We start from the raw sequence: 24,919 nt of genomic DNA, 5'->3' as shown, positions 1-24,919 counted from the left end.
TCCTTTGCGCCTTTGCGTTGAACGTCGTTGTCTGATCAAACCCGCTGGAAGTCGAATGCTGCTTTCTCACCCTTGCCGTAGACCTTGAGCGCGCCCTTGTCGCCGACGGCATTGGGGCGGATGAAGATCCAGTTCTGCCAGGCCGACAGTCGCCCGAACACGCGCGTCTCCATGGTCTCGGTGACACCGAAGCGCAGGTTGGCCTCCAGTCCTGTCAGCGCGTCGGGCGACAACGCGGCGCGCTCCTCGAGCGCGATGCGGATCTCGTCGTCCCAGTCGATGTCGTCGGGCGCCGCCGTGATCAGGCCCAGTTGTTCGGCCTGTTCCGGCCCCAGCGCCTGGCCGAGCGTGGCGCGTACCGCCTCGATCTCGCCGGCATCGTCGTAGTAGCGCTGCGCGATGCGGCTCTTGCCGTTGACCATCGGGTAGCTGCCGAAATTGAGATTCGACACCTGCACACGCGGCGAGTCGGCCTCCAGCAATTGCATGTAGCTGCGATCGGCCGCCAGCGCCATTTCCAGCAGCGTGCCGGCGAAGCAGGAGCCCTTCTCGATCAGCGCGAACAGGGTACGCGAGGACACGTCCAGCCGCGCCAGGGTGCGGCGCAGAAAGCCGAGGGTTTCGCGCACGAACCAGTGGCCCTGATGGGCCTCCAGCGTGGCGTCGCAGGCCAGCACTGCCGCTGCGTCGCCCTGGCTGCGCAGGATCCAGGTGCCGATCTCCAGCTCGTTGGTGCGCAGCGACAGGATGGCGTCGTCCAGCTCGCGCGCCAGGCGCAGTGGCCACCAGTTGGCGCCGGCCTTGAGGATGCCCTCGATGTCGGTCGGCTGCGGTGCGTCCGGCGCCTTGACGGTGAGGTTGGCGAGCCGCCGATTGCGATCGATCTGCACCGCGACGTAACGGTATTCAAGGGAGTCGGCCGAGATGTTGCGGTCCAGCGGGGTCAGCGTCACGCCCTGCGCATCGGCCGGACGATCGCTCTGCGCCGCCAGTTCCAGCGCGCGCGCCCGCACGGTCTGCGCAAACTTGGCCGGCTTGGCGATCTCGTCGACCAGCTTCCAGTCCTTGGCGCGCTGGCCGCGCTGGCCCTCGACGCTGGTGCAGAAGATGTCGGCACGGTCGTGGCGCACCTTGCGCTTATCGGTGATTCGGGTCAGTCCGCCGGTGCCGGGCAGCACGCCGAGCAGCGGAACCTCTGGCAGCGATACCGAGGAGGAACGGTCGTCGACCAGATAGATCTCGTCGCAGGCCAGCGCCATCTCGTAGCCGCCGCCGGCACAGGCGCCGTTGACCGCGGCCAGGAACTTGAGGCCCGAATGCCGTGACGAATCCTCGATGCCGTTGCGTGTCTCGTTGGTGAACTTGCAGAAGTTCACCTTCCAGGCGTGCGACGACGAACCCAGCATGAAGATGTTGGCGCCGGAGCAGAAAATGCGGTCCTTGAGGCTGGTGACCACCACGGTGCGCACTTCCGGGTGCTCGAAGCGGATGCGTTGCAGCGCATCGTGCAGCTCGATGTCCACGCCCAGATCATAGGAATTGAGCTTGAGCTTGTAGCCCGGGCGCAGGCCGGCGTCTTCGGCGACATCCATGGCCAGGGTGGCGACCAAGCCGTCGAAGCTCAGACTCCAGTGTCGATATCGCGAGGGGTCGGTCTGGTAGTCGACCGGACAGCTGGCGACTTCAGAATGGGTGGCTTGCATGACGACTCCTCGGATGAGCAATAGTGCAGCATTGTGCATGCACTATTATGCATGTCAAGCGATGATCACAGCCGGTGACACTCAAAGGCGCCGCGCCAAAGCCTCGTCGAGGCTCGCGGCGACCGCGCTCAGGCAATCCGCTGCCGACTTGCCGCTGGTGTCCAGCACCAGGTCGGCCTTGGCGTAGAACGGCGTGCGCTCTTCCAGAATCAGGCGCAGATCGTCCATCGCCTGGCGGTTGCCCGCCATGGGTCGCAGGTCGCCCTGGGCGATGACGCGATTCATGTGCTCCTCAGGCGAGGCGGTCAGCCACAGCGTGTAGCAGCGCGACAGCAGGAGATTGAAGGTGGCGGCTTCGGTAACGATGCCGCCGGGCGTGTCGATCACCGACAGCGGGTGCGCGTCCACCGCCTCGTCCAGCGCGCGGCGCTCGTAGCGCCGGTACGCGGCAGGGCCGTACAAGGCATGGATCTCGTCGGGCCGGCAGCCGGCGATGCGCTCGATCTCGCGATTGAGATCCACCAGCGGTCGCTCCAGGTATTTGGCCAAGGCCCGGCCCAGGGTGGACTTCCCGGCCCCGCGCAGGCCGATCAAGGCAATGCGATCAAGCCGGTGATCGGAGCTGGTCATGCCGCCAAACAAGCTCGTCAAAGCGTGCCGCGCGGCTTCCAGCTGGGTCTGACTGCGGCCGTGCAGGAGATCGCGGATCAGCAGCCATTCCGGCGAATCGGTGGTCTCATCCCCCAACAGTTCGGCCAGCGAGCAATCCAGCGCACCCGCGATCTGGCTGAGGATGAGGATGGACGGATTGCCCTCGCCGGCTTCCAGGTTCGCCAGGTGTCGTTCGGATACATCGGCCATCTGCGCCAGCACCTTGCGCGTGATGCCGCGGCGTGCGCGCAGGCGCCTCACCCGGCTGCCCAGGGACGACTGCAGCGCCGCCGCGGACCGCGGCGCAACGGTGGGCAAGGGGTGACCTGGAGTTGGATTACGGACCGACATCGGGTTTCACCTGATTTTGACTCCCCATGCATTATCGTGCATTTTCAGCCGCCTGTGCCGTCGGACCCAGGAACGCCAAAGCGCACCCCGAACCGCCCAATCGCCGACCCTCATGCCAACGCCATCTTGTCGCACGGCGCCCCGCCGCTCGTCACCTTATGTGGCGACGCCCCGCGGCCGTCACGTCTTTACGCTATGACCCTCGCGTCCGCGACCTCACCGCCTGTTCGCGTGTGCTCCTGGACGATCGCCGTTCAACCCAAAAGCAGAATCGGCGGGACCACCCGCCGCCTGGAGGAAAGATGATCGCTGCAAGCCTTGAGCAGACCGCCGAGCAGACGCCCGACCGGCTCAACTTTGCCCAGCATCTGATCGCGCAGAACAGCGGCCGCGCCGACAAGATCGCCTACCTCGACGACGCCCATTCGTTGAGCTACGCGGAACTGACGCGCGCGATTCGCTGCTTCGCCGCCCGGCTCGATGCGCTGGGCGTGCGCCGCGAAGAGCGCGTGCTGCTATGTGCGCATGACACCACCGACTGGCCGGTGGCTTTCCTGGGTTGCCTGTATGCCGGCGTGGTGCCGGTTGCGGTAAACACCCTGCTGACGGCCGCCGATTACGCCTACATGCTGCAACACAGTCGGGCGCGCGCCGTGGTGGTGTCCGGCGCCTTGGTGCCGGTACTGCAGGCGGCGCTGGCTTCCAGCCGTCACACGCCCGATGCCCTGATCGTGTCGCGCGCCGAAGGCCCCCTCCCCGAATCCGCGCTGCGCTTCGAAAACCTGATCCAGGATGGTCCGGAGCGGCCGGCCTGCGCCGATACCGGTCGCGACGAAGCCGCGTTCTGGCTGTACTCCTCCGGCTCCACCGGTCGCCCCAAGGGCACCGTGCACACCCACGGGAACCTGTTCGCCACCACGGCAACCTACGGCGCCCAGGTTCTGGGCTTGATGGAAGCCGATGTGACCTTCTCCGCCGCCAAGCTGTTCTTTGCCTACGGTCTGGGCAATGGCCTTACGTTTCCGCTCAGCGTCGGCGCCACCGTGGTGCTGATGCCGGAACGGCCGACGCCGCTCGCCGTATTCAAGCGCCTGACCGAACGCCGCCCCACCGTGTTCTTCGGCGTGCCCACCCTGTACGCGGCGATGCTGGCCGCACCGGAGCTGCCGCCCGGAGACGCGGTGAGCCTGCGCCTGTGTACCTCCGCCGGCGAGGCTTTGCCCAAGGAGATCGGCGAGCGATTTCAGGCGCACTTCGGCTGCCCGGTTCTCGATGGCATCGGTTCCACCGAAATGCTGCATATCTTCCTGTCCAACAGCGCCGGGCAGTTGCGTTACGGCACCAGCGGCAAGCCGGTTCCGGGCTACGAGATGCAGCTGCTCGACGACGACGGCCAGCCGGTCGACGACGACGAGGTCGGCGATCTCTACGTCAGGGGCGACAGCGCCGCGCTGATGTACTGGGGCAATCGCGACAAATCGCGCGCCACTTTCCTGGGCCCCTGGACCAGGACCGGTGATAAGTACGTGCGCGACGCGCAGGGCTGGTACACCTACGCCGGTCGCAGCGACGACATGCTCAAGGTCAGCGGCCAGTACGTGTCGCCGTTCGAGGTCGAAAGCTGTTTGATGCAGCACGAAGCGGTGCTCGAAGCGGCGATGATCGGCGTTTCCGACGGCGACGGCCTGACCAAGACCAAGGCTTTCGTGGTGCTCAAGACCGGCATCGAGGGCAGCGATGCGCTGGCCGTGCAGATCAAGCACTTCGTCAAGGAACGCCTGGCGCCGCACAAGTATCCGCGGCGCATCGATTTCATCGAAGAACTGCCCAAAACGCCCACCGGCAAGATCCAGCGCTTCAAGCTGCGCGAACAGGAATCCGCCCGCGGATGAGCGCGAGCGACGCCCTGACCGCGATTCGCGTCGGCGAGCGCGACTATCGGATCGAAACGCAGTTGCTGTTCGCCGAGCGTGCCAGCGCGCCGCTGCTGGTGTTTCTGCATGAGGGCCTGGGGTCGGTCTCGATGTGGCGCGACTTTCCGCGGCAACTGTGCGATGCCGGCGGTCTGCGCGGCCTGGTGTATTCGCGGCCCGGCTATGGCCGGTCGACCGCGCGGCCAGCTCACGAAAAATGGCCGGTCACCTTCATGCACCACCAGGCGCAGGACGTGCTGCCTGCGGTCCTCGATGCGCTGGGCATCGACACCACCAGCGAGCCGGCATGGCTGTTCGGGCACAGCGACGGCGGCTCCATCGCGCTGCTGCACGCGGCGCACTTCCCGCAACGCGTACGCGGCGTCATCGCGCTGGCTCCGCACCTGTTCGTGGAGGACCTCAGCGTAGACAGCATCGCCAAGGCGCGCGAGGCCTATCGGCACACCGATCTGCGCGACAAGCTCGCACGCCATCACCAGGACGTGGATTCGGCGTTCTGGGGTTGGAACGACATCTGGCTGGACCCGGCTTTTCGCGACTGGAATATCGAGCGCGACATCGCCGGCATTCGCTGCCCGGTGCTCGCCGTGCAGGGTCTGGACGACGAATACGGCACCCTCGCGCAGATCGAGCACGTTGCACTAAGCGTGCCCCAAACCGAGCTGCTCAAGCTGCCGCGCTGCGGCCATTCGCCGCACCGCGATCAGCCGGAGGCGCTGATCCGCGCGAGCCTACGCTTCGTTGAGAGCCGATAAGGCCAGTTCAACCTGGTAGTTCCAACCCGGGCTACCAGGCACTTCCATCGCAGCTTTGATCGCGGTTTCGTTGGGTGACTCTCGTTCTACTCGCCCAGCGCTCCGAATCGAGAGCCCCAAATTGGTAGGGTGGCATACTGTCTGGCGCGCGCCGCCACGTCGCCGCGCTCGAGAACATCCGGCCAAGGAGAGCCATCGTGATCAAGCCCGAAGACGCCGAATTCCATTTCAAACCCGATTCCCATTGGCAGTGGGTGGAGACCATCGCACTGCCGTTCTGCGTGCCGGAGGCCAGCCTCAACGGCATCATCTACGTGCTGGCACGACCAATGCTGGGCGTGTGCATGTGCGATATCTCCCTGCACGACCGCATCGCCGACCTGTGGGAAGAGCAGCTGTACATCGACAACCAGCAGCACATGCCCTGTCCGAAGTCGCTGCTGGAGTTCACCCTGCCCAATGGCCTGAGTCTGAACGTGGTGGAGCCGCTCAAGCACTATCACGCGCGTTATGAAGGTATCGACGACACCCGCTTCGATCTGCACTTCCACGCGCTGCACCAGCCCTACGACATCAACGACCCCGAAATGGACCCCATGGCCGCCAAGCGTGGCGCCGGCGCCTGGGACACCTCATGGTCCGGACATTACGAACAGACCTACCGCATCACCGGCGAACTGGTGGCCCGTGGCAGGCGCTACCAAGTGGACTGCGTGGATACCGGCGACCGCAGTTGGGGCCCGCGCGTGGAGCGCGATAACTCCTCGGTGATCTGGTGGCACGCGAGTTTCGGCGAGGAACTGACCGTGCACTTGTTCACCGGTCACGACATCGCCAAGACCAACGCGCTCGGTCCGCACGTCAGCGGCTACGTGCTGGAGAACGGCCAGACCTACGGCCTGGTCGATTCGCGCGGCACCCAGGACTATCGCAAGGCGGTGCCACAGGGCGGCGAGCTGGAAGTCACCGACACCCGCGGCAAGACCTTTGCCATCACCTATTCGACGCTCAACTCCTGCTACTGGGCACCGTATCCGTCCAACACCTTTCTGCAAGCGTTTCACCGCGTCAGCCATGCGGGCAAGATCGGCTACGGCGTGCAGCAGATGGGCCTGAGCCGCGCCTACCTGACGCGGCATCGCGACGCCATCCGCGCGCGTTACGGCTAACGCAGGCTGCCCAAGCGACGACCGATCCGATCCGATCCATTGAAGCTGGCGCCAACGCACACGCACTCCATGGACCAGCTTCCCTTTGCCCACGGTGGCCCGCCGTTGACCGCCACTCTGCGCAGCGTCCCCGAAGACTTCATCGTCGACGAAGTCCAGGGCATCTGCCCCGATGGCGACGGCGATCACGCCTGGCTGCTGGTGCGTAAACGGGGCGCCAACACCGAATGGCTTGCCCGCGAACTGGCACGCTTTGCGGGCGTGGCACCGGTGGACGTCGGCTTCGCCGGCCTCAAGGATCGCGACGCCGTGACCACGCAGGTCTACACCCTGCACCTGCCAGGTCGCGCACATCCCGACTGGTCGGCGTTCCCGCACGACAACGTGCAGGTCATTGAACATCACCATCACCGTCGCAAGCTCAAGCGCGGCGCGCTGATCGGCAATCGCTTCCGCCTGATCCTGCGCAACGTGCAGGGCGACCGCGACGACGCCGAACGCTGCCTGCAAGCCATCGCCGCACGTGGCGTGCCCAACTACTTCGGTGAACAGCGCTTCGGCCTGGGCGGCGCCAATATCGAACGCGCGCAGGCGATGTTTGCCGGCAAGCGGGTGGATCGCCAAGCGCGTTCCATGTTGCTGTCGGCCGTGCGCTCGCACCTGTTCAACTGCGTGCTGGCAGAACGCGTGCGTGCTCAGAGCTGGGATCAGGCGCTGGCAGGCGAAATCTGGAGCCTGTCCGGGTCGCGTTCCTGGTTCGGCCCTGAGGCCCACACCGACACTCTGGAACAACGTCTGCGCAGCGGCGACATCCATCCCTCTGGCCCCTTGTGGGGACGCGGCGCCCTGCCGACCGCAGCACAGGCGCTGGCGCTGGAAACCGAGGTGCTGCAACCGTACACCGCGCTCAAGCACGGCCTGGAGAAAGCCGGCCTGGAACAGGACCGCCGCGCCCTGCGACTGCAGCCGCAGGACCTGCGCTGGCACTGGCGGCAGGACGAGGTGCTGCAGCTCGAGTTCCAACTGCCGCCGGGAACCTATGCCACGGTGGTGATGCGGGAGCTGACGGGTTGATGGCCACGGCGAATCAGCCGTCCAGCCCATGCTCAAGGCTGTGAAGCCGATCCATCACGTAGACCTGATGACTCGCGCCTGCAGGTATGCGAGCCTGCCCGCCTTGAAAACGCTTTCGCCGCAGATGATGCGAATGAACACAAGTCGATACGGAGCATCTTTGCCCCGGCAAACCAGCCGCCGTGCGCCATTTCTTTAGCACCGATCTGCGCAGATCCGCAGCGAACTGGTGTTTCCATGTTGATCAACCAAGGACACAAGACATGAAAGCAATCTGGAACGACACCGTCATTGCCGAGAGCGACGACACCGTGGTGGTGGAAGGCAATCACTACTTTCCGCCGGACGCAATCAAGCAGGATCGATTTCGCGCTTCAACGCACGAAAGTTTCTGCGGTTGGAAAGGCACGGCGCGCTATTACGACGTGGTGGTGGCTGACGCGGTGAACGCGAATGCCGCCTGGTACTACCCCGAGCCGATGCCGGCGGCAGAGAACATCCGCGGTTACGTCGCGTTCTGGAAGGGCGTGACCGTCACCGCTTAGAGCTACACCCTCCGCAACAACTGGATCGCGAAGCGCTGCTCGTCGTCGGTCCAGGTCTGATGCACCGCCAGCCCGGCCTGCGCGGCCATGCGCGCGAACTCCGGTAGCGCGTACTTGCAGCTGTATTCCACCAGCATCTTTTCGCAGGCCGCAAACTCGATGGTGGCCCCGTCCAGGTGTACCTGCTGGTCGGCACGGCTGACGATGTGCGTTTCGATGCGCCCGGCCAGCACGTTGTAGCGGGCGCGATGCTGAAACTGCTCCACGTCGAAATCCATATCCAGCTCGCGATTGAGCCGGTGCAGCAGATTGAGCGTGAACTCGGCGGTGACACCGGCCGCATCGTTGTAGGCGGCTTCGAGGACTTTCGGGTCCTTCTTCAGATCGATGCCGACCAGCGCAGCGCCCTGCGGCCCCATCTCCGCGTGCATCACCTTGAGCAGGCGCAGGGCTTCGGCAGACTCGAAATTTCCGAGCGTGGACCCCGGAAAGAAGATCAGCACGCTGCGCGGCTCGCGCCTGGGCCTGGGCAAGCTGACGGTGGTGTTGAAGTCGGCGCACAGCGGCAACATCTGGATGTCAGGGAAACGCGCGGCCAGTTCGTCCAGGCTGGTATCCAGCGCGCTGGAGGAAATCTCGATCGGCACATAGGCAACCGGCGCTTCCAAAGCGGCGAGCAGCAATTGGGTCTTGATGCCGCTGCCGCTGCCGTACTCCACCACCAGCGCACCGGGCCCGATCACCTGCGCCATGCTGGCTGCTTGTTGCTGCAGGATGTCCAGTTCGACTCGCGTCAAGTAGTACTCCGGCTGCTCGCAGATCTGCTCAAAAAGCGCGGAGCCGCGCGCATCGTAGAAATATTTCGATGGCAGGCGCTTGGGTGTGGCGCGCAGACCCTTGCGTACGTCCGCGGCCAATTCATCACGCGCAGCGTGCTCGGGGGACAACTGCCACGCGCTGCTCGGAAGTTTCATCGGTCCTGCCCCAAGCGCAGTCCGGTGAACTGCCAGCGGTCTGCCGGTGTGAAGAAATTGCGATAGGTGGCGCGCACGTGGCCGGGCGGCGTCACGCAGGAGCCGCCCCGCAGAACGTACTGCCCGCACATGAACTTGCCGTTGTACTCGCCCAGCGCGCCGGCCAGCGGTCGATAGCCTGGGTAGTTCACGTAGGGGCTTGCAGTCCACTCCCATACGTCGCCGTAGGCCTGCAGGATGCCTGGCCCGACTTGCGGAGGAAGCGGATGCAGCGCGCCGTCATCGGCAAAATGGCCCTGCACTTCTTGGGTCGCCACTGCGCTTTCCCACTCGGCTTCGGTCGGCAGGCGGGCACCGGCCCAGCGCGCGTAGGCGTCTGCCTCGAAGAAGCTGATGTGGCATACCGGCGCGGCTGCATCCAGGCTCACGCGGCCACCCAGAGTGAACTCGCTTTCCAGATCGTCCGACCAGTACAGCGGATGCGCCCACTGCCGCTGCTGCACCGTATTCCAGCCTTCCGACATCCATAGCGCCGGCTGGCGATAGCCGCCGTCGCGAACGAAGTCGCGGAACTCGCCGTTGTTGACGGGACGATTGGCCAGTGCGTGCGGCTGCAGCAGCACACGATGCCGCGGGGTCTCGCAGTCGAATGCGAAGGCAGCGCCGGCATGACCGATCTCGGCGATGCCTTGCGCGCCCTGCAGGTAACGCAGCGGCACCACCGCGCACGTGTCCCGCGGTTTGGCAGGCCGGAACGCCGGCTCCAGCGGATTGAGCGAGAACAGATGCTTGATGTCGGTGAGCAACAACTCCTGGTGCTGCTGTTCGTGGTGCAGACCCAGCGTCACCAGGCTGCGCGTTTGGGCATCGTCCTCGGCATCGTCTTCGGCGTCGGCCAGCAGCGCTTCCATGCGAGCGTCGATCTGCGCGCGGTAATCGAGCACCTCGGCCAAGGTCGGCCGCGACAGCAGCCCACGCTGCGGACGCGCGTGCATCGGGCCCACGCTCTGGTAGTAGGAATTGAACAGGTAGTTCCAACGCGCGTCGTAGGGGTTGTAGCCGGGATCGCGCCCGAGCACGAACTGCTCGAAGAACCAGGTGGTGTGGGCCAGATGCCACTTGCTGGGGCTGGCATCGGGCATCGACTGCAGCGCGGCATCTTCAGGGGCCAGCCCCGCGATCAGCGCCACACTGGCGTCACGCACCTGCCGGTAGGCATCCGCAGTCGCCTGGCGGCCGGGCGAGTCCGGTGGATTTCGGGTTCGTTCGAGCACGTGACGGTAACGTGAAAGTTGATTTTTCTTGGACGAATCGCGGCGCGGTCCACACGTCGCAGCAAGGTACGGGCCTCGGCTGAGGTCCGTAGTCTACGCACCATCGCCGCGATGGATAAACCCGCAACCTGAATACGCGGGTTGCGCCCGACCGCTATCGCGGCGCCGACGAATTGCCCTACGGGCCTGCCGGCTTCACGACGACGGTGCAGCAGCCGACGACGGCAGCAGGCGCACTTCGCGTTGCGGGAAGGGAATTTCGATGCCGTGCTCGCGCAGCGTCTCGAAGATCAGCAGCAGCAGATCGCCGCCCACCCGATTGCGCCCGTCGTCGATACCATCCATCCAGAACTCCACGAACATGTTCACGCCGGAGTCGCCGAAGCTGTCGATCTCGCAGTCGGGACGCTCTTCGATGGGGATATCGACCCCACTGATGACCTGCGGATGGCTGGCGACTGCGTTACGAATCAGCTCGCACATGGCGCGGATATCGGTGCTGTAGGCCACCGAGAAATCCACCCGGTAGCGCTGCTTGTGGTTCTTGTGCGTCCAGTTGGTGAAGGACTTGGTGATGAAGGTTTCGTTGGGCACCAGCACATCCTTGCCGTCAAAGCCTTCCAAGGTGGTGTAGCGCAGGGTCAGTTCGCGCACATAGCCGGATTGCCCGCCCTCGATCTCCACGTAGTCGCCGACCGATAGCGAGCGGTCGAACAGGATGATGATGCCGGAGATGAAGTTGGAGGCGATGGACTGCAGGCCAAAGCCCAGGCCCACACCGACGGCGCCGCCGAACACCGCCAGCGCGGTCAGGTTGATGCCCAGCACCTGCAGGAACAGCAGCAGCACCAGGACCGAAAGGGCGATCTGGAACAGCTTGGCAATGACCTCGCGGGTCCGCACTGCTAGGCGTTCCTGCCGGCGGATGGCGTTGATGCCCGCGGTGTTGGAGATCCAGCCAAGCCAGAACAGCAGCGACCCGAACACCAATACGCGCAGCAGGCCGCTGACGGTGAAGCGCAGATTGCCGATCTCCAGCGACATCGACTCCAGGGTCGCCGTGACGGTGCTCAGTACCCCCAGCAAGTGCAGCGGCACCAACAGCAGCACCGCCAGACGCAGCAGGCGCGCCGTCAGCGGTCCCACGTGCATCAGGCGGATCACGCTCTCCACCAGCCACAGCACCAGCACCAACGTCACCGCCCGCAACAACCAGTCCTCGCCGACCCAGGTCAGGCTCAAGCCCGCTGCGACCACCACCAGCAGGGTCGATAGCGCCGGCTGCACCAGCGTGTGCAGCCGCTCCAGGGTTCGCCGCAAGGGGGTGCCGGCCGCCCCGAGTTTCACCAGGCGCGTCGACAGCGCCCAACTCAGCAGCAGCGCCGCCAAGGCCAGCGCCAGTTGCACGTAGGTTGCGGGTGAGGTCAGCGCCGCCTGCACCACCGCGGCGGCTTGCACGACGGAATCGTTGAACGCACTCATGTTCGGCATATGGAGATTCACGATCGGTCGACCGGCCGCAGGGTGATGACGGCGCCAAGACTGCTGTCACCCTTGCGCAAAGTCCAGAATGACGAGCGTCTTTCGGCCGCGACCGGGCCGACCTCGTCCAGGCAAACGATCGCCACGCGCCCGGAAAGGCCCCCACCATCGCGCTCGACGCGCCTGAGAAGGGCGATCGAATTCGAGAAGACCTACCTGCCTCGGTGTCTGCGCCAACCGACTACGAGGCTCGCAACGCGGTCAGAACACCCGCACGTTCAACTCGCTCAGGTGCCAGCCTTCGACCCCGCGACGGAACTTGAGCAACCAGCGCTGATGGCCCTCGTCATGACGGACCAGGTAACTGCGGGTGACACAGCCGGCGAACAAGGTCTCTTCCGGAGTCGACACGCTGCGCGCCGCACCCAGATCGGACACGGTCGCGGCCACCTCACGCTGGTGTGCCTGCAGCCTTTCCCGCAGGCCGCTGTCGTCGGGGCGACCCAGCGCAGCAGCCTGTTCGAAGGCGCGGTCGAGTTCGCCGCGTGCGACCTCTTCGATCAAAGCCTGACCCGCAAGCTCGGCGGTCTGGCTGGAACGCCACTCCGCCGCCCGTACGGGAACCTCGACGAGCAGCGCAAGCATCAGCATGGCCAGGCCGCCGATGCCTGAGAGCGCGGAGAATCGTGGGAGCTTGATGTGCGTCATGACCGCCACCGGTTTGAACGTGTGGCTTTGCATACGTCGGCAGCGCGCCGTCGGACGCTGGCCCACCGAGATTCCGGTCCCTCAGTCCGAAGGCGTCGGCCGGCACACCGGCCCCGGCACCAGCGGCAGCCCCAGCGCGGCGCGCAGTACCACCTGCGCCCGGCTGCGACGCGCCTTGTCGGCGGGGTAGTGCTGCAACCAATCGAACAGTCCAGCAATGTCCACCGTATGCGCCCGAGCCCAGTCGGCAGCAGCGCGCAGCGCGGCTTCGTCGTCGTCCTCGTCGAGATAGCGCTGCAGCGGCGAGATCAACGCATCGGGCAACGGAGCCGACACCGGCGCGTCTCACTGCACCGACAGCAGCAGGGCTGCGCCGGTATCGCCCGCAGCACAGCCGGTAAACAGACCCAGGCCGCCGCCCTGCGCATGCAAGGCCACGATGAGTTCGGCGATGGTGCGCAGACCGGTGGGACCTTGCGGGTGGCCGTAGATCAGACTGCAGCCGTAGACGTTCATCTTCTCGGCGTCGAAGCCGGTCTGGCGACAGAACCAGGCGTCGTTGACGGCAAAAGGATTATGCGTGGCGACGAGCCGCACCTCGGCCATGTTCCTGCCGCACTCGGCCAGCACCTTCTGCGCGGCCAGGGTTGCGGCCTTGGGCATGCACGCCTTTTCCACCCGCGCCTGGGCAACGCCCAGCAGGCGCACGCTGCCCTCGCCTTTCGACAATGCGCGCGCACGCTCGGCGCTGCATACCACCGCACCGGCTGCGCCATCAGCCGGATGCGTCTGCGACCCGAAGGTGACGACCCCACCCGCGGTGGTGGGTTTGAGACTGCGCAGATTCTCGCGATCGTAGGGGTGGATGCCCTGGTCGGTGTCGACGCAGTGCACCTGACCCTTGCGAGCGGGCAGGTTCACCGGCTGCAGGTAGCGCTTCTGCACGGCGCGATCGTCGCGCAGGCTGCTGGCATATTGCTGGTAGCGCAGCATCGTCAGGTCGTCGAGCGCCTCGCGCGACAGACCGCCCTGCCTGGCCACGTTCTCGGCGGTGGTCACCATGGCGCTGCCGGTATTGGGATCAGCGGCAAAGTTGTCCAGCACCCAGTTCTCGATCTGCGGGGCACCACCCATGCCGGACGGCGACGGGTAGATCAGCACCGGTCCGTTGCTGGTGCGATCGGCGGCCACCACCAGTACCTGCTCGTTGCTGTCGCCTTGCACCGCCGCGGCCGCAGCCGCGAGGCAGGCCACCGAGGTGGCACAGGCCTGCGCGATCAGCGGGCCGGTCACCGCCTCCATGCCCAGGCGCGAGGCGGTCCAGGGTACGGCGTAGAAGGCGTCGTTCTGCGGAATGGTCAGACCCATCACCAGTTGGGTGAAGGACTGGGGATCGAGCTGACGGGCCGCCAGCGCGTCGCGAGTGACGTGCATCGCCACATCCAGACTGGACACGTCGGCCAGCGCGCCCTGCCAGCGTACGAAGGGCGAAGACCAGCAAGCGCCGATGGGAATGAACGCGTTGTCGAATCTCATAAGGTGATGATGCAGGCTTCGGGGGGTTCCGCGTACAGCCGCTCGACCTGTTGCGCACGCCGGTTCAGCACCGCGCGCTGATTGATGTAGCCCTTGTCGGTGATCTCGCCGGCATCGATGTGGGGCGGCTCGGCCAGCAGTACGCCACGCGGCGCGTACATGGAGCTGCCGCCGCCGAGTGCCTTGAGCCGCCGCATGCCCGCGCGCGTGGCGGCACGCACCGCCGTGTGTTGCAGCACTTCGACGATATCGGCATCCGCGGGCAGACTGGCGATCTGCCGACACGCGGCCAAATTGGGAAAGATCAGGAAGGCCAGATGATCCCGATCGTGCCCGGCGATGACCAGGTCCTGCGCCACCGGCGCCAGGCATTCCAGCGCACGGATCCGGGCACCGCCCACGTTGACCCAGGTGCCGGTGGAAAGCTTGAAGTCCTCGGAAATGCGGCCGCCGAAGATCAGGCCGGCTTCGGGCCGCGCGGGGTCGGCGAAACGGACGGCGTCGCCGGTGATATAGAAGCCATCGTCATCGAACGCCTGCGCGGACAGCGAAGGACGCTTGAAGTAGCCGGGCGTGATGTTGGGACCGCGCACGCGAATCTCGAAACTGCCCGCCTGCGCACCCGAGCTCGCGGCCGCGGCGCCAGCCTCGGTCGCGCCCAAGGGCAGCAGCTTCAGTTCCGTGCCCGGCACCGGCAGCCCGATGTTGCCGGAACTCTCGGCCTGGAAATGGCAGTCCGTGGCCAGCGGCGCGGTCTCGGTGGTGCCCCAGGCCGACACCATCGGAATCTCGTGTCCCAACGTTTGCTGAGACAGTTCACGCAGCGCATCCCAAAGATGCTGGGGCAACGCCGCGGCAGCATAGAACAGCATCTGCAGGCGCGAGAAGAAATGCTCGCGCAGGGCTGGGTCCTCGCGCAGTGCGCCGACCAGCATGTCGTAGCCGCGCGGCACGTTGAAATACAGTGTGGGCGCGATCTCGCGCAGATTGGCCAGGCTGGTGTCGAACAGGCCCGGCATCGGCCGGCCGCCGTCGATGTAAAGCGTGCCGCCGTTGCGCAGGACCATATTGAAATTGTGGTTGGCGCCGAAGGTGTGGTTCCACGGCAACCAGTCCACAATCACCGGCGGCGTGGTTTCCAGGAACGGCCAGACCTGTACCCGCGCCTGCTGGTTGCTACACAGCATGCGCTGGGTATTGAGCACGCCCTTGGGCTCGCCGGTGGAGCCGGAGGTATAGAGAATCTTTCCAACCGTGTCGGGGGTGACGCGATCGAATGCACGCTGTACGGCTTCGGCCTGGGTGGTCGCCATCAATTCGCTCAGCCTGTGCACGTCGCCACCCGCATGGTTCGACGTCATTACGCGCGCGCGATGCAGCGGCGCGATCGCCTCGAGCGCCGCGCCATAGATTTGCGCGTCGGCGACATAGATCACGCCCGGCGCCAGTTCCCGGATCAGCTTGCCGAGCTTGGCGTGATCTTTCGACGCCAGCGAGTACGCGGTAGAGATGGCCGCCACCGGAATACCGACCTGCATCGCTGCGAGCATCAGCACCGCGTGATCCAGACTGTTGTCGGACAGGATGGCGACCGGTCCGGGTCGGGACTCGGCGTTACGAAGGAGCCCGCTCGCCGCAGCGAGCACACGTCGATAGGCCTCCCCGTAGCTCAGGCGCTGCCAGCCTCCGGGTTCATCGCGCTGCGCCAAGAAAGTCCGTTTCCCGTCGACCTGCGCCCAATGCTGCAGCCACACGCCAACCGCTCGCGGCGACGACCGCAGCGGATCGGCAGAGGCGACGATCAGGCTGCCGTCGCTGCGCCTTGCGATCTCGAGTTTCGGGACGGCAAACAAGGAACTCATCTCAATGCTCCGGCGGCGCGTTCGTCGCCGCCGACACGCAACCCTGCAGCAGACCCAGCACCCAGTCACGATCCAACTCGCGCCCGATCAGTACCAGCCGACTCAGCTTGGGCTCGAACATGCGCCACACGGTGGAGGGGTTGGCCTGGATCAGTCCCTGCACGCCCTGCACGATGATGCGGTTACGCATGCCGTCGATGGCGAGCACGCCCTTGATGCGCCACAGCGCCTCGCCGTAGCGCTCGTTGATTGCAGCCAGCGCGCGATTAAGCTGTACCCCGTCGAGCGGGGTTTCCGCGTTGAAGCTGATGCTGCCGACTCCCCGGGTGTGCGTACCGCCTTGCGCATCGCTGGCCTGCGGGGCAAATACGACCCGGTCGAACTGGTAGCCGCGTAGCTCCAGCAATTTCTCGAACACCTCGTCCCAGGGCGCGCGGTGTGTATCCACGCTCGCTACACCCGCCATGGTGTTCAGCGCCGACACGCGCGCGACCAGTTCGTCCGCCGCATCCGTAGGTCGGCCTTCAGGCCGACTCGCAGGTTCGGCTGTCGGGCTGAAGCCCGGCCCACCCAGCAGGTCCACCTTGGTGACGAGCACGCGGTCCGCGTAGGCGAGCTGCGCCTGCGCTTCGACCGACTCGGCGAGATTGCGCTCGCCGTTCACGGCATCGAACAAGGTCACCACGCCGTCGAGAAAATACTTTCCCAGAACCTCGGTCTCGGCCATGAAGGTGCGCACGATGGGTCCGGGATCGGCGAGGCCGGTGGGTTCGATCAGCACATGATCGAACTCGATCTCGCCCTTGTCGCGCTTCGATGCCAGATCGTTCAGTGCATTCGCGAGATCACCGCGTACCGTGCAGCACACGCAGCCATTGGTGAGCTGCACCACGGTCTCGCCACCGTCCTTCACCAGCAGATCGGCATCGACATTGATCTCGCCGTACTCGTTCTCGATCACCGCAAAGCGCCGGCCGTGCGCTTCTTTCAGGATGCGATTGATGAGCGTGGTCTTGCCCGAGCCGAGAAAGCCGGTGAGCACGGTGACCGGGACGGCTTGCGGTCTCATTGCGTCTGCATATCCAGCGCATCGCTGCAGGCATCGGCCAGGGCTTCGATGTCGGTATCCGCCGCGACCTCGCGCGCGGTCACCACGACGCGCGAATCGCCGGTCTGCCCGACGAGGTATCGCCAGCTCTCCGGTTCGGCGGTGATGCACAGGCCATGCGGCTTTTCGATCAGCGCTTCCTGTTCCGTCGGCGGGCAGGCGATGGTCGCGCCAGGCCAATCCGCCGGCATGGCACCGTCAAAGGCCAGCAAGGCGGGAATGCGATGGAAGCGCGCGATGTTGGAGATGGTGCTGAGCGCGGCCGACCAGCCCTGCAGATCGGCAGGCAACCCACGCTCGCACAGCAAGATCGCCGAGGCCCCGGACTGCGCGAACTGGCGGCACAGCGCGCTCAAGGCACGGCCTGCGAACTCCCAGGCGGCATCGCCATCGGCCTCATCGCCGAGCAGTTCTGCGAGCAGCGAGGCCGGCCCGGTCAGTGCGGCGAGCAGCACCGGTTCGTTCTGCTGCGTGCTCGACAAGCGCTTGCAGGTTTCCAGGCCCGCGGCCAGCGCCTCGGATTGCGTCCAGACCTGATCGAACTCGACCCGCTCGATCACGCCCGGTGACGCGGCTGCGATCACTTTCGGCGGCCACACCTCGCGGTCCACGCCTGCGCCCAGCGCTTCGGCTTCCATCGCCGTCGGCGCTGCGACGACGAACGATGCAGTGCCGACCGCGCGACGCAGCTCGGTCAGGCATTTGCCGAGCCGTGTCGGATCAGCGGTGACCTCAGCGGGCGGCAGCGCCTCGATCTGCGCGGCGACACCGTAGAGCAAGGGCGCGAACAGCGGCGCGTGCGATTTTCCGACGCCGCGACCAAGTTCGGATAGCCGGCGACGCCAAGGGATCGAAGCGCTCATCTCAATCCAGCCGCACGAGCTGCTTGCCGCGATTCTGGCCGGTGAACAGGCGGCGCAGCGCGTCGGGCGCGGCATCGAAACCTTCCGCAATGTCGACCGGGTTCTTGATCCTGCCCGCAGCGAGCCAGGGACTCATCACCGCGATGGCCTCGACGCTGCGTGGCAGGTAGTCGAACACCAGAAAACTTCCATGCGCGCCTTCTTGAGAATGAGGTTCGGGTAGTGCCGGATCACCGGCATCTCGGCGAAGTTGCCGTAGCCGGAGATCGCGCCGCTGAGCACGACCCTCGCGCCCGGCGCGAGATTCGCGAGGCCCGCGTCGAGCATCTCGCCGCCGACGTTGTCGAAGTAGACGTGGATGCCGTCCGGGCACTTCTCGCGCAGTGCGGCCATCGTATCGACGGCCTTGTAATCCACCGCATCGTCAAGACCAAGGTCCTCGCGCAGCCAGCGACATTTCGCTTCGCCGCCTGCGATGCCGATCGTGCGCAGGCCTTTCGCCTTGGCGAGCTGCACGGCGATCACGCCGGTGGCTCCGGCCGCGCCACTGACGGCGACCGTATCGCCTTCAACCGGCCGGCCTACGTCGAACAGGCCAAAGTACGCGGTCAGTCCCGTGATGCCGAACAGCGACAGCGCGGAAGGCAGATCGATGTCCGGCGCGAGCGGCGTCAGCTTGCCGAGCAGCGGATCGTGGCCGTCGCTGACCGCGTAGTCCTGCCAGTCGAAGGTGCCGGTGACCAGATCGCCCGGCTTGAATCCGGGATGACGCGATTCGACGACCTCGCCGCCGGTGAAGGAGCGCATGGTTTCACCGAGCCCGACCGGTCGGATGTAGGTTTCCGAATCCATCCAGGCGCGCTGCGAGGGATCGCAGGACAACCAGCGGTTGCGCAGCAGGAACTCGCCGTCGCGGATGGTCGGGATCGGCACATCGCGTCGTTCAAAATCGCTGCGCTCCGGCAGCGCTGCCTGCGGGCGCGACTTCAGCAGCCATTGGCGATTGATATCGGTCATTTACGCACGCATCCACACCTTGTTGGGCTTGGCGTCCGGCCAGGTGCCGTAGTACTCGAGAATTTCTTCCGGCGGCTTTTTCTGCGACCACTCCGCCTCGAAGGCATCGTAAGGCTTGCCACGCCGCAGCCGCGCCGCGAACTCGGCCTTGCGCGCGTCCGCCGTCGCGGCCTTGTCGATGCGCCGCGTGGTTTCGTCCCAGATCACCTTGTAGATGCGCTTGGCGGTCTCGGCGGTGATCGTGCCCTTGTCCAGATCAAGTGCGACGGACTCCGGTTCGCGATCCAGCGGATCGCCGTAGCCGGTGCCGCCGGCGGAGAAGCCAAACGTAATCACATCGCCGTTGTTGTACGGACGCACCGAGCGACCAAGGAACTCGGTCTTGTAGTCGCCCTCGATGGTGTGGTCCTTCAGTATTTCCTGAAGCTCCAGCTTCAACTCGCCGCGACCCGCCATCTGCTCCATGACCTTTGAGTTGCTGATCGAGATGCCGGGCACGGTGCAGGGCGCATAGCCGCCGAACAGCGGCTGCGGTGTCTGCAATTTCGTGTTGTCCGCGATGCACATCATGTAGACCTGCGGCACGTGGTGCGCGACCCACATCTGCACCGTGCCGACGCCGCCGCGGTACTTGCCGTGGCCGCAGGAATCGATCCAGTGATTCGACAGCGGGATCAGCAGCGGGAATTCGTTTTCCACATTCTCGGTGTTCGGCGCGCGGCCGCCGTGCGCCCAGGGAAAGCCGTAGGCATCCATGCCGTCCTCGGTCGGGCGACCGCCCTGGCCTTCCGAGTTGATCGAGTACGCGAGCATGTCGGCGAACGGCACGCCCCACTGCGACAGGCCCGCGAGCACCAGCGCGTTGCCGGCGTTGGCCATGCTCGCGCCGGCCTGCTTCCAGTTCGGCGTGGAGAACAGGGTCTTCGCAAAGCAGTTGTGCACCGCGCTCATGATGCCGGTCGCGATCATCACCGAGTTGCTGGTTGCCGCGCGCGGATCGGGCGACAGGCAGGTGCCGGGATCGAAGGCGAAGTCGATGTTGTTGAAGGTGCCGTTCGACAGCGGCAGTTCGTGGAACAGGTATTCGTAGATGTAGTTCGTGAAGTGCGCTATCGCCGCCTGCGGATGCGCGTTGTAGCTCGATGGCGTCTCCGGCCCGGTACCGCGGAAGTCGACCAGGATGCGGTCGCCGTTCTTGTGCAGGGTCATGTAGCAGTTGCGGATCAGGCCCTGCTTCAAGCCCACGCCGTCGGAGAAATTCACGCAGCGGAACTTGCCGTCCGGCCACTGGCGGATCAGCTCGCGCGCCCCGGTGTCCGCGCTCTGGATCATCTTCGCGAACAGGCCCTTCACGAACTCCGGGCCTTCGCGATCACAGAATTCGATCAGGCGCGTGCGCACGCGATCCGCCGTCGTGCACCGACCCTTCAGGTCCACCGCGATCATCTGCGGCGCACGGATGCCGAAGGCCTGGAACATGGTCTCGATGTCCGGCGAGAGCTTGTGGTTCTGTCCGATGCGCATGGGCGGCAGGTTCATGCCCTCCTCGAAGCGCGTGGTCGCCGACACCGGCATGCCGCCCGGTTCGATGGCGCCGGTCTCGGTGGTGTGAACCAGCGCGACGGTCCAGGCGATCAGCTCGCCCTTGTAGAACACCGGCGTCATCACGCCCTGATCCGGGTTGTGCACGCCGCCGTACACCGCGTCGTTGGCGAACCAGTAGTCGCCGTCGTTGATGCCGATGCTCTTGCCGTAGGTGTGAATGATGTACTTGATGACGATGGGCGGAATCACCGCGTGCAGATAGGTGCCCATCGAGCCGTTGACGATGTCGCCGTCCGCGGTGCAAATGCCGACCAGCGAATCGCCGGCCACGCCCATCGCGCAGCGCACCGAGCGCTGGAACACGTCCATGCCCTCGTCGAGGATGTCGTTGGTGCGCTGGAAGCCGATCTCGAAACGCGCGGCGTCGATGGCGTCGGCCGCAGCCTGCACCTCCGGCGTCGGTGGCACGGTCTTGAGCCAGTTGAGCTTCTGTTCGAGGGTGGGAATGGCCATGTGTTCTCTCTTGGGCTGTCGTCCTGAGCGCAGCGAAGGATCTACTCGCAGGACTCTGGTGCGGTCGGATAGAAGATTCTTCGCTTCGCTCAGAATGACAGCAGGTTTAGGCGGTAACGGCCTTCTTCTTCGCCGCAGACTTTGCACGCTGCGCAGGGTTTGCGCCCTCGACGTATTCGAGAATTCCCAGCCGATGCTTGTCGATGTGGAAGCGCCGACCCGGCGGCACCACCACCGTGGTCAGCTCGGCCTCGATCACCGCGGGGCCGAGCAGCTCGTTGCCCGGCTGCAGCTTCTCGAACTGGTAGATCGCGGTCGGCGCGGTGTTCTTGAGTTCCATCCAGTAGCACTCGCGCGTTCCGCTCTTCGCGGCGGACGGGTCTTTTCCTTGCAGCGGGTACTCGGGGATGGGCGGCTTCTTCACCGGCACCGTCACGCGCAGCACGAAATTGTCGAGATACACACCGCCCGGCCGATTCACGACCAGCGGGCTGAAAGCCGCAGAGAATTCCTTCTCGAACGCGTCGTAGGTCGCCTGCGCGTCCGCATCGCTTTCGATCTTGAGCACGGGACAGTCGGTACGCTTCACATTCACCTGGCCTCCGTAGAGCATGTCCAGCTCCAGCGAATACTTCGCTTCGCGCGGATCGAGGTTCTCCGACACCAGTTCCTGGTTCGCCTTGTCGATCATCTCCTGCACCACAGCGTTGAACGCAACGCGATCCACGATCAGCTTCTCGCTGACCGGTTCCATGAACACCATACGCCGCGACTGCTCGTACAGGTGCACGATGTCCATGATCGAGCTGCCCATGGCGCAGAACACCGGTGCGGCGGGAAACACCACGGCCTTGGGCACATCGGCCTGAAACCCGGACACGTGCGTGGGGCCCGCACCGCCGATGGCGAACAGCACGAACTCTTCCGGGTGGTAGCCGCGCATGTGGACTTCGCGCTTGATCGCGGAAGCCATGTTCTCGTCGATGACGTTGCGCATCTTCGCCGCGGCCTCAAAGACGGTGACGCCGAGCTTGTCGGCGATCTTGTCCTTGATCGCCTTCTCGGCCTTGGATTTGTTCAGCGGCATCTGGCCGCCGAAGTAACCGTCCGGGTTGATGTAGCCGAGCACCACGTCCGCATCCGTCGTCGTCGGCTCGGTGCCGCCGAGGTCATAGCACACCGGCCCGGGCATGGAGCCCGCGCTTTTCGGACCGACGGTCAGGCGTCCGTTCCTGTCGACGCTCGCAATCGAACCGCCGCCGGCACCGATGGAGATGGTCTGCATCATGGTCACGTTGACCATCCAGCGGTCGATCACCGGCTTGAACTCGTAGTTGCGCACGCCGGATTCGACGACGAGCGCCACATCGAAGCTGGTGCCGCCGACATCGCCCATGATCACGTTGCGGTAGCCGAGCTTCGCCGCGAAGAATGCGCTGCCCATCAGGCCGGACACCGGGCCGCCGTTGAAGGTGCGCGAGGCCGGCGTCTTGAAGATGTCCGCCGAGCCGCCGCTGTTATGGATCATCAGGAAGGTGCCGCGATAACCCTGATCGCGCAGCTTGTCCCAGGTGGCGCAGATCTCGGTCTGCATCGCGTGCTGCAGGTAGGCATCGAGGATGGCGGTCATCGCGCGCTCGTATTCGCCGAGCTTGGCAGTGACCGCGTGGCTCATCACCACCGGCACGAAGCCGATGTGAAATTCCTTGTACTCCTCGCGAATGATTTCGCGGATGCGCTTCTCGTGCGCCGGGTTCACGAACGACCACAGGGTGCAGACGACGATGGCGCGCGCGCCGCGATCCATCAGCACCCTCAGCTTGCGCCGCACGTCTTCCTCGTCCAGCGGGCGCACGACCACGCCCTTGGAATCGATGCGCTCCTTGATGCCAACAACCAGATCACGCTGGATCAATGGGTGCGGCTTGTTCTGCGCGCAGAGATTGCGCCGCTCGGAGATGATCTGGCCATCCACCCACTGCGCACCGCGACCGATATGGACCATGTCCTCATGGCCCTCGGTGGTGACGAAGCCGATGCGCGGTCCCTGACGCTGCAGCAGGCGATTGAGCGCCACGGTCGTGGAGTAACGCACGATGTCGATGCGTGGCAGCAGCTCGTCTACGGTGAGCCCGACCTTCTCCGCACCGGATTCGACCGCGTTCAGAAATCCGATGGAGAGGTCATGCGGCGTGGTCGGCGATTTCACGATGTGACGCTCGCCGTCGAGCGTCAGCACGAAGTCGGTAAACGTGCCGCCGACGTCGATGTCGATGGAGTTCATCACCGACGTGGTCTTGGGCGCGCTCTGCGTCATTGAACTGCTCATGCCGACTCCTCTGCTATGCACAGCTTGCCGCCGTCACTGATCGTCAGCTCGCCGGAGGCGAGACGTCGCTGTAGGCTGTTCACGTCCAGTTCGATGTCGTGCGTGATCGGATGCCCCGGCGGCAGGTACTCGGTCTCGATCTGCCGCCCGCAGTTCGGACAGTAGAACTCTACGATGCGCGACCAGTCCGGATCGGGCGAGAAGCTGTACTCGCCCTCCAGCACCGGCGCGTGGATTTCGCGCGGATCGCGCTCCGCCACCAGGCAGCCGCGCTTGTAGCTCTCACGCGCACCGATCAGCGCGCGATCGCAACTGTGGCAGTGCCACATCTCGGTTTTGACATCGAGATCGAGATACTCGGTGAAGCGGATTCTATCGGCCACGCGATGTTTCTCCTCAAAAAAACTTCACCGCAACAGCGCAAAAGAAAAGGAGGGGTCGCAAAGACTTCGATCGGAAGCCCTCGATATTTCCGCTTTTCTTTTTCTCTGCGTCCTTTCTTTATCCGTTTGCGCCTTTGCGGTGAAACGCTCTCCGTCGCTATCTCTTCAGGTGCTCGGTGAAAAATTCCGCCGCGGCCTTGGCCGATGGCGCCACCCACTCGGGCGTGTAGATCTGGTAGTGCGAGATCGGGTACTGCAGCCACTTCTTGGGCTGGCCGGCCGCATCGAAGACCGCCTTGTAGCCGTCGATCTTGCAAAGGTCGTCCTGCTCGGCGCCGATCAGCATCAGGGCGCGCGGTGCGATCTTGTGCGCCACGTCGATCGGCCGGTATTCCATCGTCGCCTCGGCCGACTGCCAGGGAATTTCGCAATAGAAGTCCGGCATGACTTTCAATGCCTCGGCGAAGAAAGCCTTGGTCTGCGGACTGGCGAGCAGACTGGCGGTGTCGGCAGCGCCGCCCTTGCCGGTCAGCACGCGTTGCGTCCGGTCCTTGGCCAAGGTATCGAGCAGTTGTCGACGCTCCTCCGGGGAGCGGATGTCCATCAGCAGACGCTCGCCGTCGCCGTAACCCACCTGACCCACGGCAACCTTGACGCGCTCATCGATACCCGCGGTATAGACCACGTGCGCGCCGCCGTTGGACGTGCCCCAGATGCCGATCTGGTCGGCATCCACCTCGTCCTGCGCCTGCAGATAGGTGATGGCGTTACGGATGTCGTCGATCTGCTCGAGCGCCTGGATGCGCCACTTCGGACCTTCGCTGCCGTTGAAGCCACGGTAGTCGAAGGTCAGGCAGGGGAACCCGGCGGCGACGAAGACCGCGGCATAGTCCGGCAGGATCAGCGGTCGGATGCCGCTGTAGCCGTGGCAGAGCACGATGCCGGGGCGCTTCTCGCCCGGCTTGAGATCGTCGGGCAGGAAGTAGTCGCCGAGGATCTTGAATCCCTCGCTGTAGAACTGGACTTCACGCTGTTTCATGGTGGTGTTCCTCCTGGTCACCCGACCCGGGATGGGCTGGACCCTCGAAGCTTGGCAGCCGGACCGGCGCCTGACCGCCTAGGGCGTCCCCCCGGTGATTGCGC

The 24,919-nt window shown here is 65.1% G+C and carries 22 protein-coding genes; 5 read left to right on the top strand and 17 right to left on the bottom strand.

Annotation, left to right across the window (positions count from 1 at the left end; genetic code table 11):
- Positions 1-35: 35 nt before the first annotated feature.
- Positions 36-1,703 (bottom strand): 2,3-epoxybenzoyl-CoA dihydrolase, encoded by a 1,668-nt coding sequence (boxC, locus tag ACOOHP_RS02050; protein WP_420464800.1) that lies wholly within the window; start codon positions 1,701-1,703, stop codon positions 36-38.
- An 81-nt stretch (positions 1,704-1,784) separates the two neighbouring features.
- Positions 1,785-2,672, bottom strand: coding sequence for a helix-turn-helix transcriptional regulator (locus tag ACOOHP_RS02045; RefSeq protein ID WP_420464799.1), 888 nt, complete (start codon positions 2,670-2,672; stop codon positions 1,785-1,787).
- Positions 2,673-3,007: 335 nt separating this feature from the next.
- Between ACOOHP_RS02045 and ACOOHP_RS02040 the strand changes: the two genes are divergently transcribed.
- From ACOOHP_RS02040 to ACOOHP_RS02020, 5 genes are all read left to right on the top strand, one after another.
- Positions 3,008-4,597 (top strand): benzoate-CoA ligase family protein, encoded by a 1,590-nt coding sequence (locus tag ACOOHP_RS02040; protein ID WP_420464798.1) that lies wholly within the window; start codon positions 3,008-3,010, stop codon positions 4,595-4,597.
- Positions 4,594-5,394, top strand: a complete 801-nt coding sequence (locus ACOOHP_RS02035; RefSeq protein WP_420464797.1) for an alpha/beta fold hydrolase — start codon at positions 4,594-4,596, stop codon at positions 5,392-5,394. The genes ACOOHP_RS02040 and ACOOHP_RS02035 overlap by 4 nt, the downstream gene beginning before the upstream one ends.
- A 197-nt stretch (positions 5,395-5,591) precedes the next feature.
- Complete coding sequence (locus ACOOHP_RS02030; RefSeq protein ID WP_420464796.1) at positions 5,592-6,563, top strand: DUF7064 domain-containing protein; 972 nt, start codon at positions 5,592-5,594, stop codon at positions 6,561-6,563.
- Between the two features lie 69 nt (positions 6,564-6,632).
- The gene (gene truD / locus ACOOHP_RS02025) at positions 6,633-7,637 is read left to right on the top strand and encodes a tRNA pseudouridine(13) synthase TruD (RefSeq protein ID WP_420464795.1); all 1,005 of its coding nucleotides are present in this window, start codon (positions 6,633-6,635) and stop codon (positions 7,635-7,637) included.
- A 263-nt stretch (positions 7,638-7,900) separates the two neighbouring features.
- Positions 7,901-8,182 carry a DUF427 domain-containing protein gene (locus ACOOHP_RS02020; protein WP_420464794.1) on the top strand — a complete coding sequence of 94 codons (282 nt, stop codon included), beginning with the start codon at positions 7,901-7,903 and terminating at the stop codon, positions 8,180-8,182.
- A 2-nt stretch (positions 8,183-8,184) separates the two neighbouring features.
- Here ACOOHP_RS02020 and egtD read toward each other — a convergent pair whose 3' ends face one another.
- The 15 genes from egtD to ACOOHP_RS01945 all read right to left on the bottom strand — a co-directional run bounded on the left by egtD (position 8,185) and on the right by ACOOHP_RS01945 (position 24,815).
- Complete coding sequence (egtD, locus tag ACOOHP_RS02015; protein WP_420464793.1) at positions 8,185-9,156, bottom strand: L-histidine N(alpha)-methyltransferase; 972 nt, start codon at positions 9,154-9,156, stop codon at positions 8,185-8,187.
- Positions 9,153-10,430: an ergothioneine biosynthesis protein EgtB gene (egtB, locus tag ACOOHP_RS02010; protein WP_420464792.1), complete on the bottom strand. Its 1,278-nt coding sequence runs from the start codon at positions 10,428-10,430 to the stop codon at positions 9,153-9,155. The genes egtD and egtB overlap by 4 nt, the downstream gene beginning before the upstream one ends.
- 195 nt (positions 10,431-10,625) lie before the next feature.
- Positions 10,626-11,912: a mechanosensitive ion channel family protein gene (locus ACOOHP_RS02005; RefSeq protein WP_420464791.1), complete on the bottom strand. Its 1,287-nt coding sequence runs from the start codon at positions 11,910-11,912 to the stop codon at positions 10,626-10,628.
- 261 nt (positions 11,913-12,173) lie between these two features.
- Positions 12,174-12,620: a hypothetical protein gene (locus tag ACOOHP_RS02000; RefSeq protein ID WP_420464790.1), complete on the bottom strand. Its 447-nt coding sequence runs from the start codon at positions 12,618-12,620 to the stop codon at positions 12,174-12,176.
- A gap of 81 nt (positions 12,621-12,701) precedes the next feature.
- Positions 12,702-12,956, bottom strand: a complete 255-nt coding sequence (locus ACOOHP_RS01995; protein WP_420464789.1) for a hypothetical protein — start codon at positions 12,954-12,956, stop codon at positions 12,702-12,704.
- A 9-nt stretch (positions 12,957-12,965) separates the two neighbouring features.
- Complete coding sequence (locus ACOOHP_RS01990) at positions 12,966-14,156, bottom strand: thiolase family protein (RefSeq protein WP_420464788.1); 1,191 nt, start codon at positions 14,154-14,156, stop codon at positions 12,966-12,968.
- Positions 14,153-16,018, bottom strand: coding sequence for a feruloyl-CoA synthase (locus tag ACOOHP_RS01985; RefSeq protein WP_420464787.1), 1,866 nt, complete (start codon positions 16,016-16,018; stop codon positions 14,153-14,155). The genes ACOOHP_RS01990 and ACOOHP_RS01985 overlap by 4 nt, the downstream gene beginning before the upstream one ends.
- Before the next feature lies 1 nt (position 16,019).
- Positions 16,020-17,087 carry a CobW family GTP-binding protein gene (locus ACOOHP_RS01980; RefSeq protein ID WP_420464786.1) on the bottom strand — a complete coding sequence of 356 codons (1,068 nt, stop codon included), beginning with the start codon at positions 17,085-17,087 and terminating at the stop codon, positions 16,020-16,022.
- Positions 17,084-17,989, bottom strand: coding sequence for a hypothetical protein (locus ACOOHP_RS01975; RefSeq protein ID WP_420464785.1), 906 nt, complete (start codon positions 17,987-17,989; stop codon positions 17,084-17,086). The genes ACOOHP_RS01980 and ACOOHP_RS01975 overlap by 4 nt, the downstream gene beginning before the upstream one ends.
- A gap of 1 nt (position 17,990) precedes the next feature.
- The gene (locus ACOOHP_RS01970) at positions 17,991-18,167 is read right to left on the bottom strand and encodes a hypothetical protein (RefSeq protein ID WP_420464784.1); all 177 of its coding nucleotides are present in this window, start codon (positions 18,165-18,167) and stop codon (positions 17,991-17,993) included.
- Entirely contained in the window at positions 18,125-19,006 is an 882-nt protein-coding gene (locus tag ACOOHP_RS01965; protein ID WP_420464783.1) for an NADP-dependent oxidoreductase, read from the bottom strand. Before ACOOHP_RS01965 ends, ACOOHP_RS01970 begins: the two co-directional genes overlap by 43 nt.
- On the bottom strand, positions 19,007-21,064 hold the full coding sequence (gene apcD, locus ACOOHP_RS01960) for an acetophenone carboxylase subunit delta (protein ID WP_420464782.1): 2,058 nt from the start codon (positions 21,062-21,064) through the stop codon (positions 19,007-19,009).
- Between the two features lie 106 nt (positions 21,065-21,170).
- Positions 21,171-23,393, bottom strand: coding sequence for an acetophenone carboxylase subunit gamma (apcC, locus tag ACOOHP_RS01955; protein ID WP_420464781.1), 2,223 nt, complete (start codon positions 23,391-23,393; stop codon positions 21,171-21,173).
- Positions 23,390-23,776 carry an acetone carboxylase subunit gamma gene (locus tag ACOOHP_RS01950; protein ID WP_420464780.1) on the bottom strand — a complete coding sequence of 129 codons (387 nt, stop codon included), beginning with the start codon at positions 23,774-23,776 and terminating at the stop codon, positions 23,390-23,392. Before ACOOHP_RS01950 ends, apcC begins: the two co-directional genes overlap by 4 nt.
- Before the next feature lie 157 nt (positions 23,777-23,933).
- Positions 23,934-24,815 (bottom strand): alpha/beta hydrolase, encoded by an 882-nt coding sequence (locus tag ACOOHP_RS01945; RefSeq protein WP_420464779.1) that lies wholly within the window; start codon positions 24,813-24,815, stop codon positions 23,934-23,936.
- Positions 24,816-24,919 lie beyond the last annotated feature (104 nt).

Origin of the sequence: Panacagrimonas sp. (assembly GCF_965216805.1) — a bacterium.
In the GTDB taxonomy this organism is placed as follows: domain Bacteria; phylum Pseudomonadota; class Gammaproteobacteria; order Nevskiales; family Nevskiaceae; genus Panacagrimonas.
Note: the sequence above shows the minus strand (reverse complement) of the source record. Positions and strands in the feature narration are given on the sequence as shown.

Coding starts and splice junctions, on each gene's coding strand:
- boxC (WP_420464800.1), bottom strand. CDS start 1,703: ATGCAAGCCACCCATTCTGAAGTCGCCAGCTGTCCGGTCGACTACCAG.
- ACOOHP_RS02040 (WP_420464798.1), top strand. CDS start 3,008: ATGATCGCTGCAAGCCTTGAGCAGACCGCCGAGCAGACGCCCGACCGG.
- ACOOHP_RS02035 (WP_420464797.1), top strand. CDS start 4,594: ATGAGCGCGAGCGACGCCCTGACCGCGATTCGCGTCGGCGAGCGCGAC.
- truD (WP_420464795.1), top strand. CDS start 6,633: ATGGACCAGCTTCCCTTTGCCCACGGTGGCCCGCCGTTGACCGCCACT.
- ACOOHP_RS02020 (WP_420464794.1), top strand. CDS start 7,901: ATGAAAGCAATCTGGAACGACACCGTCATTGCCGAGAGCGACGACACC.
- egtD (WP_420464793.1), bottom strand. CDS start 9,156: ATGAAACTTCCGAGCAGCGCGTGGCAGTTGTCCCCCGAGCACGCTGCG.
- ACOOHP_RS02005 (WP_420464791.1), bottom strand. CDS start 11,912: ATGAGTGCGTTCAACGATTCCGTCGTGCAAGCCGCCGCGGTGGTGCAG.
- ACOOHP_RS02000 (WP_420464790.1), bottom strand. CDS start 12,620: ATGACGCACATCAAGCTCCCACGATTCTCCGCGCTCTCAGGCATCGGC.
- ACOOHP_RS01990 (WP_420464788.1), bottom strand. CDS start 14,156: ATGAGATTCGACAACGCGTTCATTCCCATCGGCGCTTGCTGGTCTTCG.
- ACOOHP_RS01985 (WP_420464787.1), bottom strand. CDS start 16,018: ATGAGTTCCTTGTTTGCCGTCCCGAAACTCGAGATCGCAAGGCGCAGC.
- ACOOHP_RS01980 (WP_420464786.1), bottom strand. CDS start 17,087: ATGAGACCGCAAGCCGTCCCGGTCACCGTGCTCACCGGCTTTCTCGGC.
- ACOOHP_RS01975 (WP_420464785.1), bottom strand. CDS start 17,989: ATGAGCGCTTCGATCCCTTGGCGTCGCCGGCTATCCGAACTTGGTCGC.
- ACOOHP_RS01965 (WP_420464783.1), bottom strand. CDS start 19,006: ATGACCGATATCAATCGCCAATGGCTGCTGAAGTCGCGCCCGCAGGCA.
- apcD (WP_420464782.1), bottom strand. CDS start 21,064: ATGGCCATTCCCACCCTCGAACAGAAGCTCAACTGGCTCAAGACCGTG.
- apcC (WP_420464781.1), bottom strand. CDS start 23,393: ATGAGCAGTTCAATGACGCAGAGCGCGCCCAAGACCACGTCGGTGATG.
- ACOOHP_RS01945 (WP_420464779.1), bottom strand. CDS start 24,815: ATGAAACAGCGTGAAGTCCAGTTCTACAGCGAGGGATTCAAGATCCTC.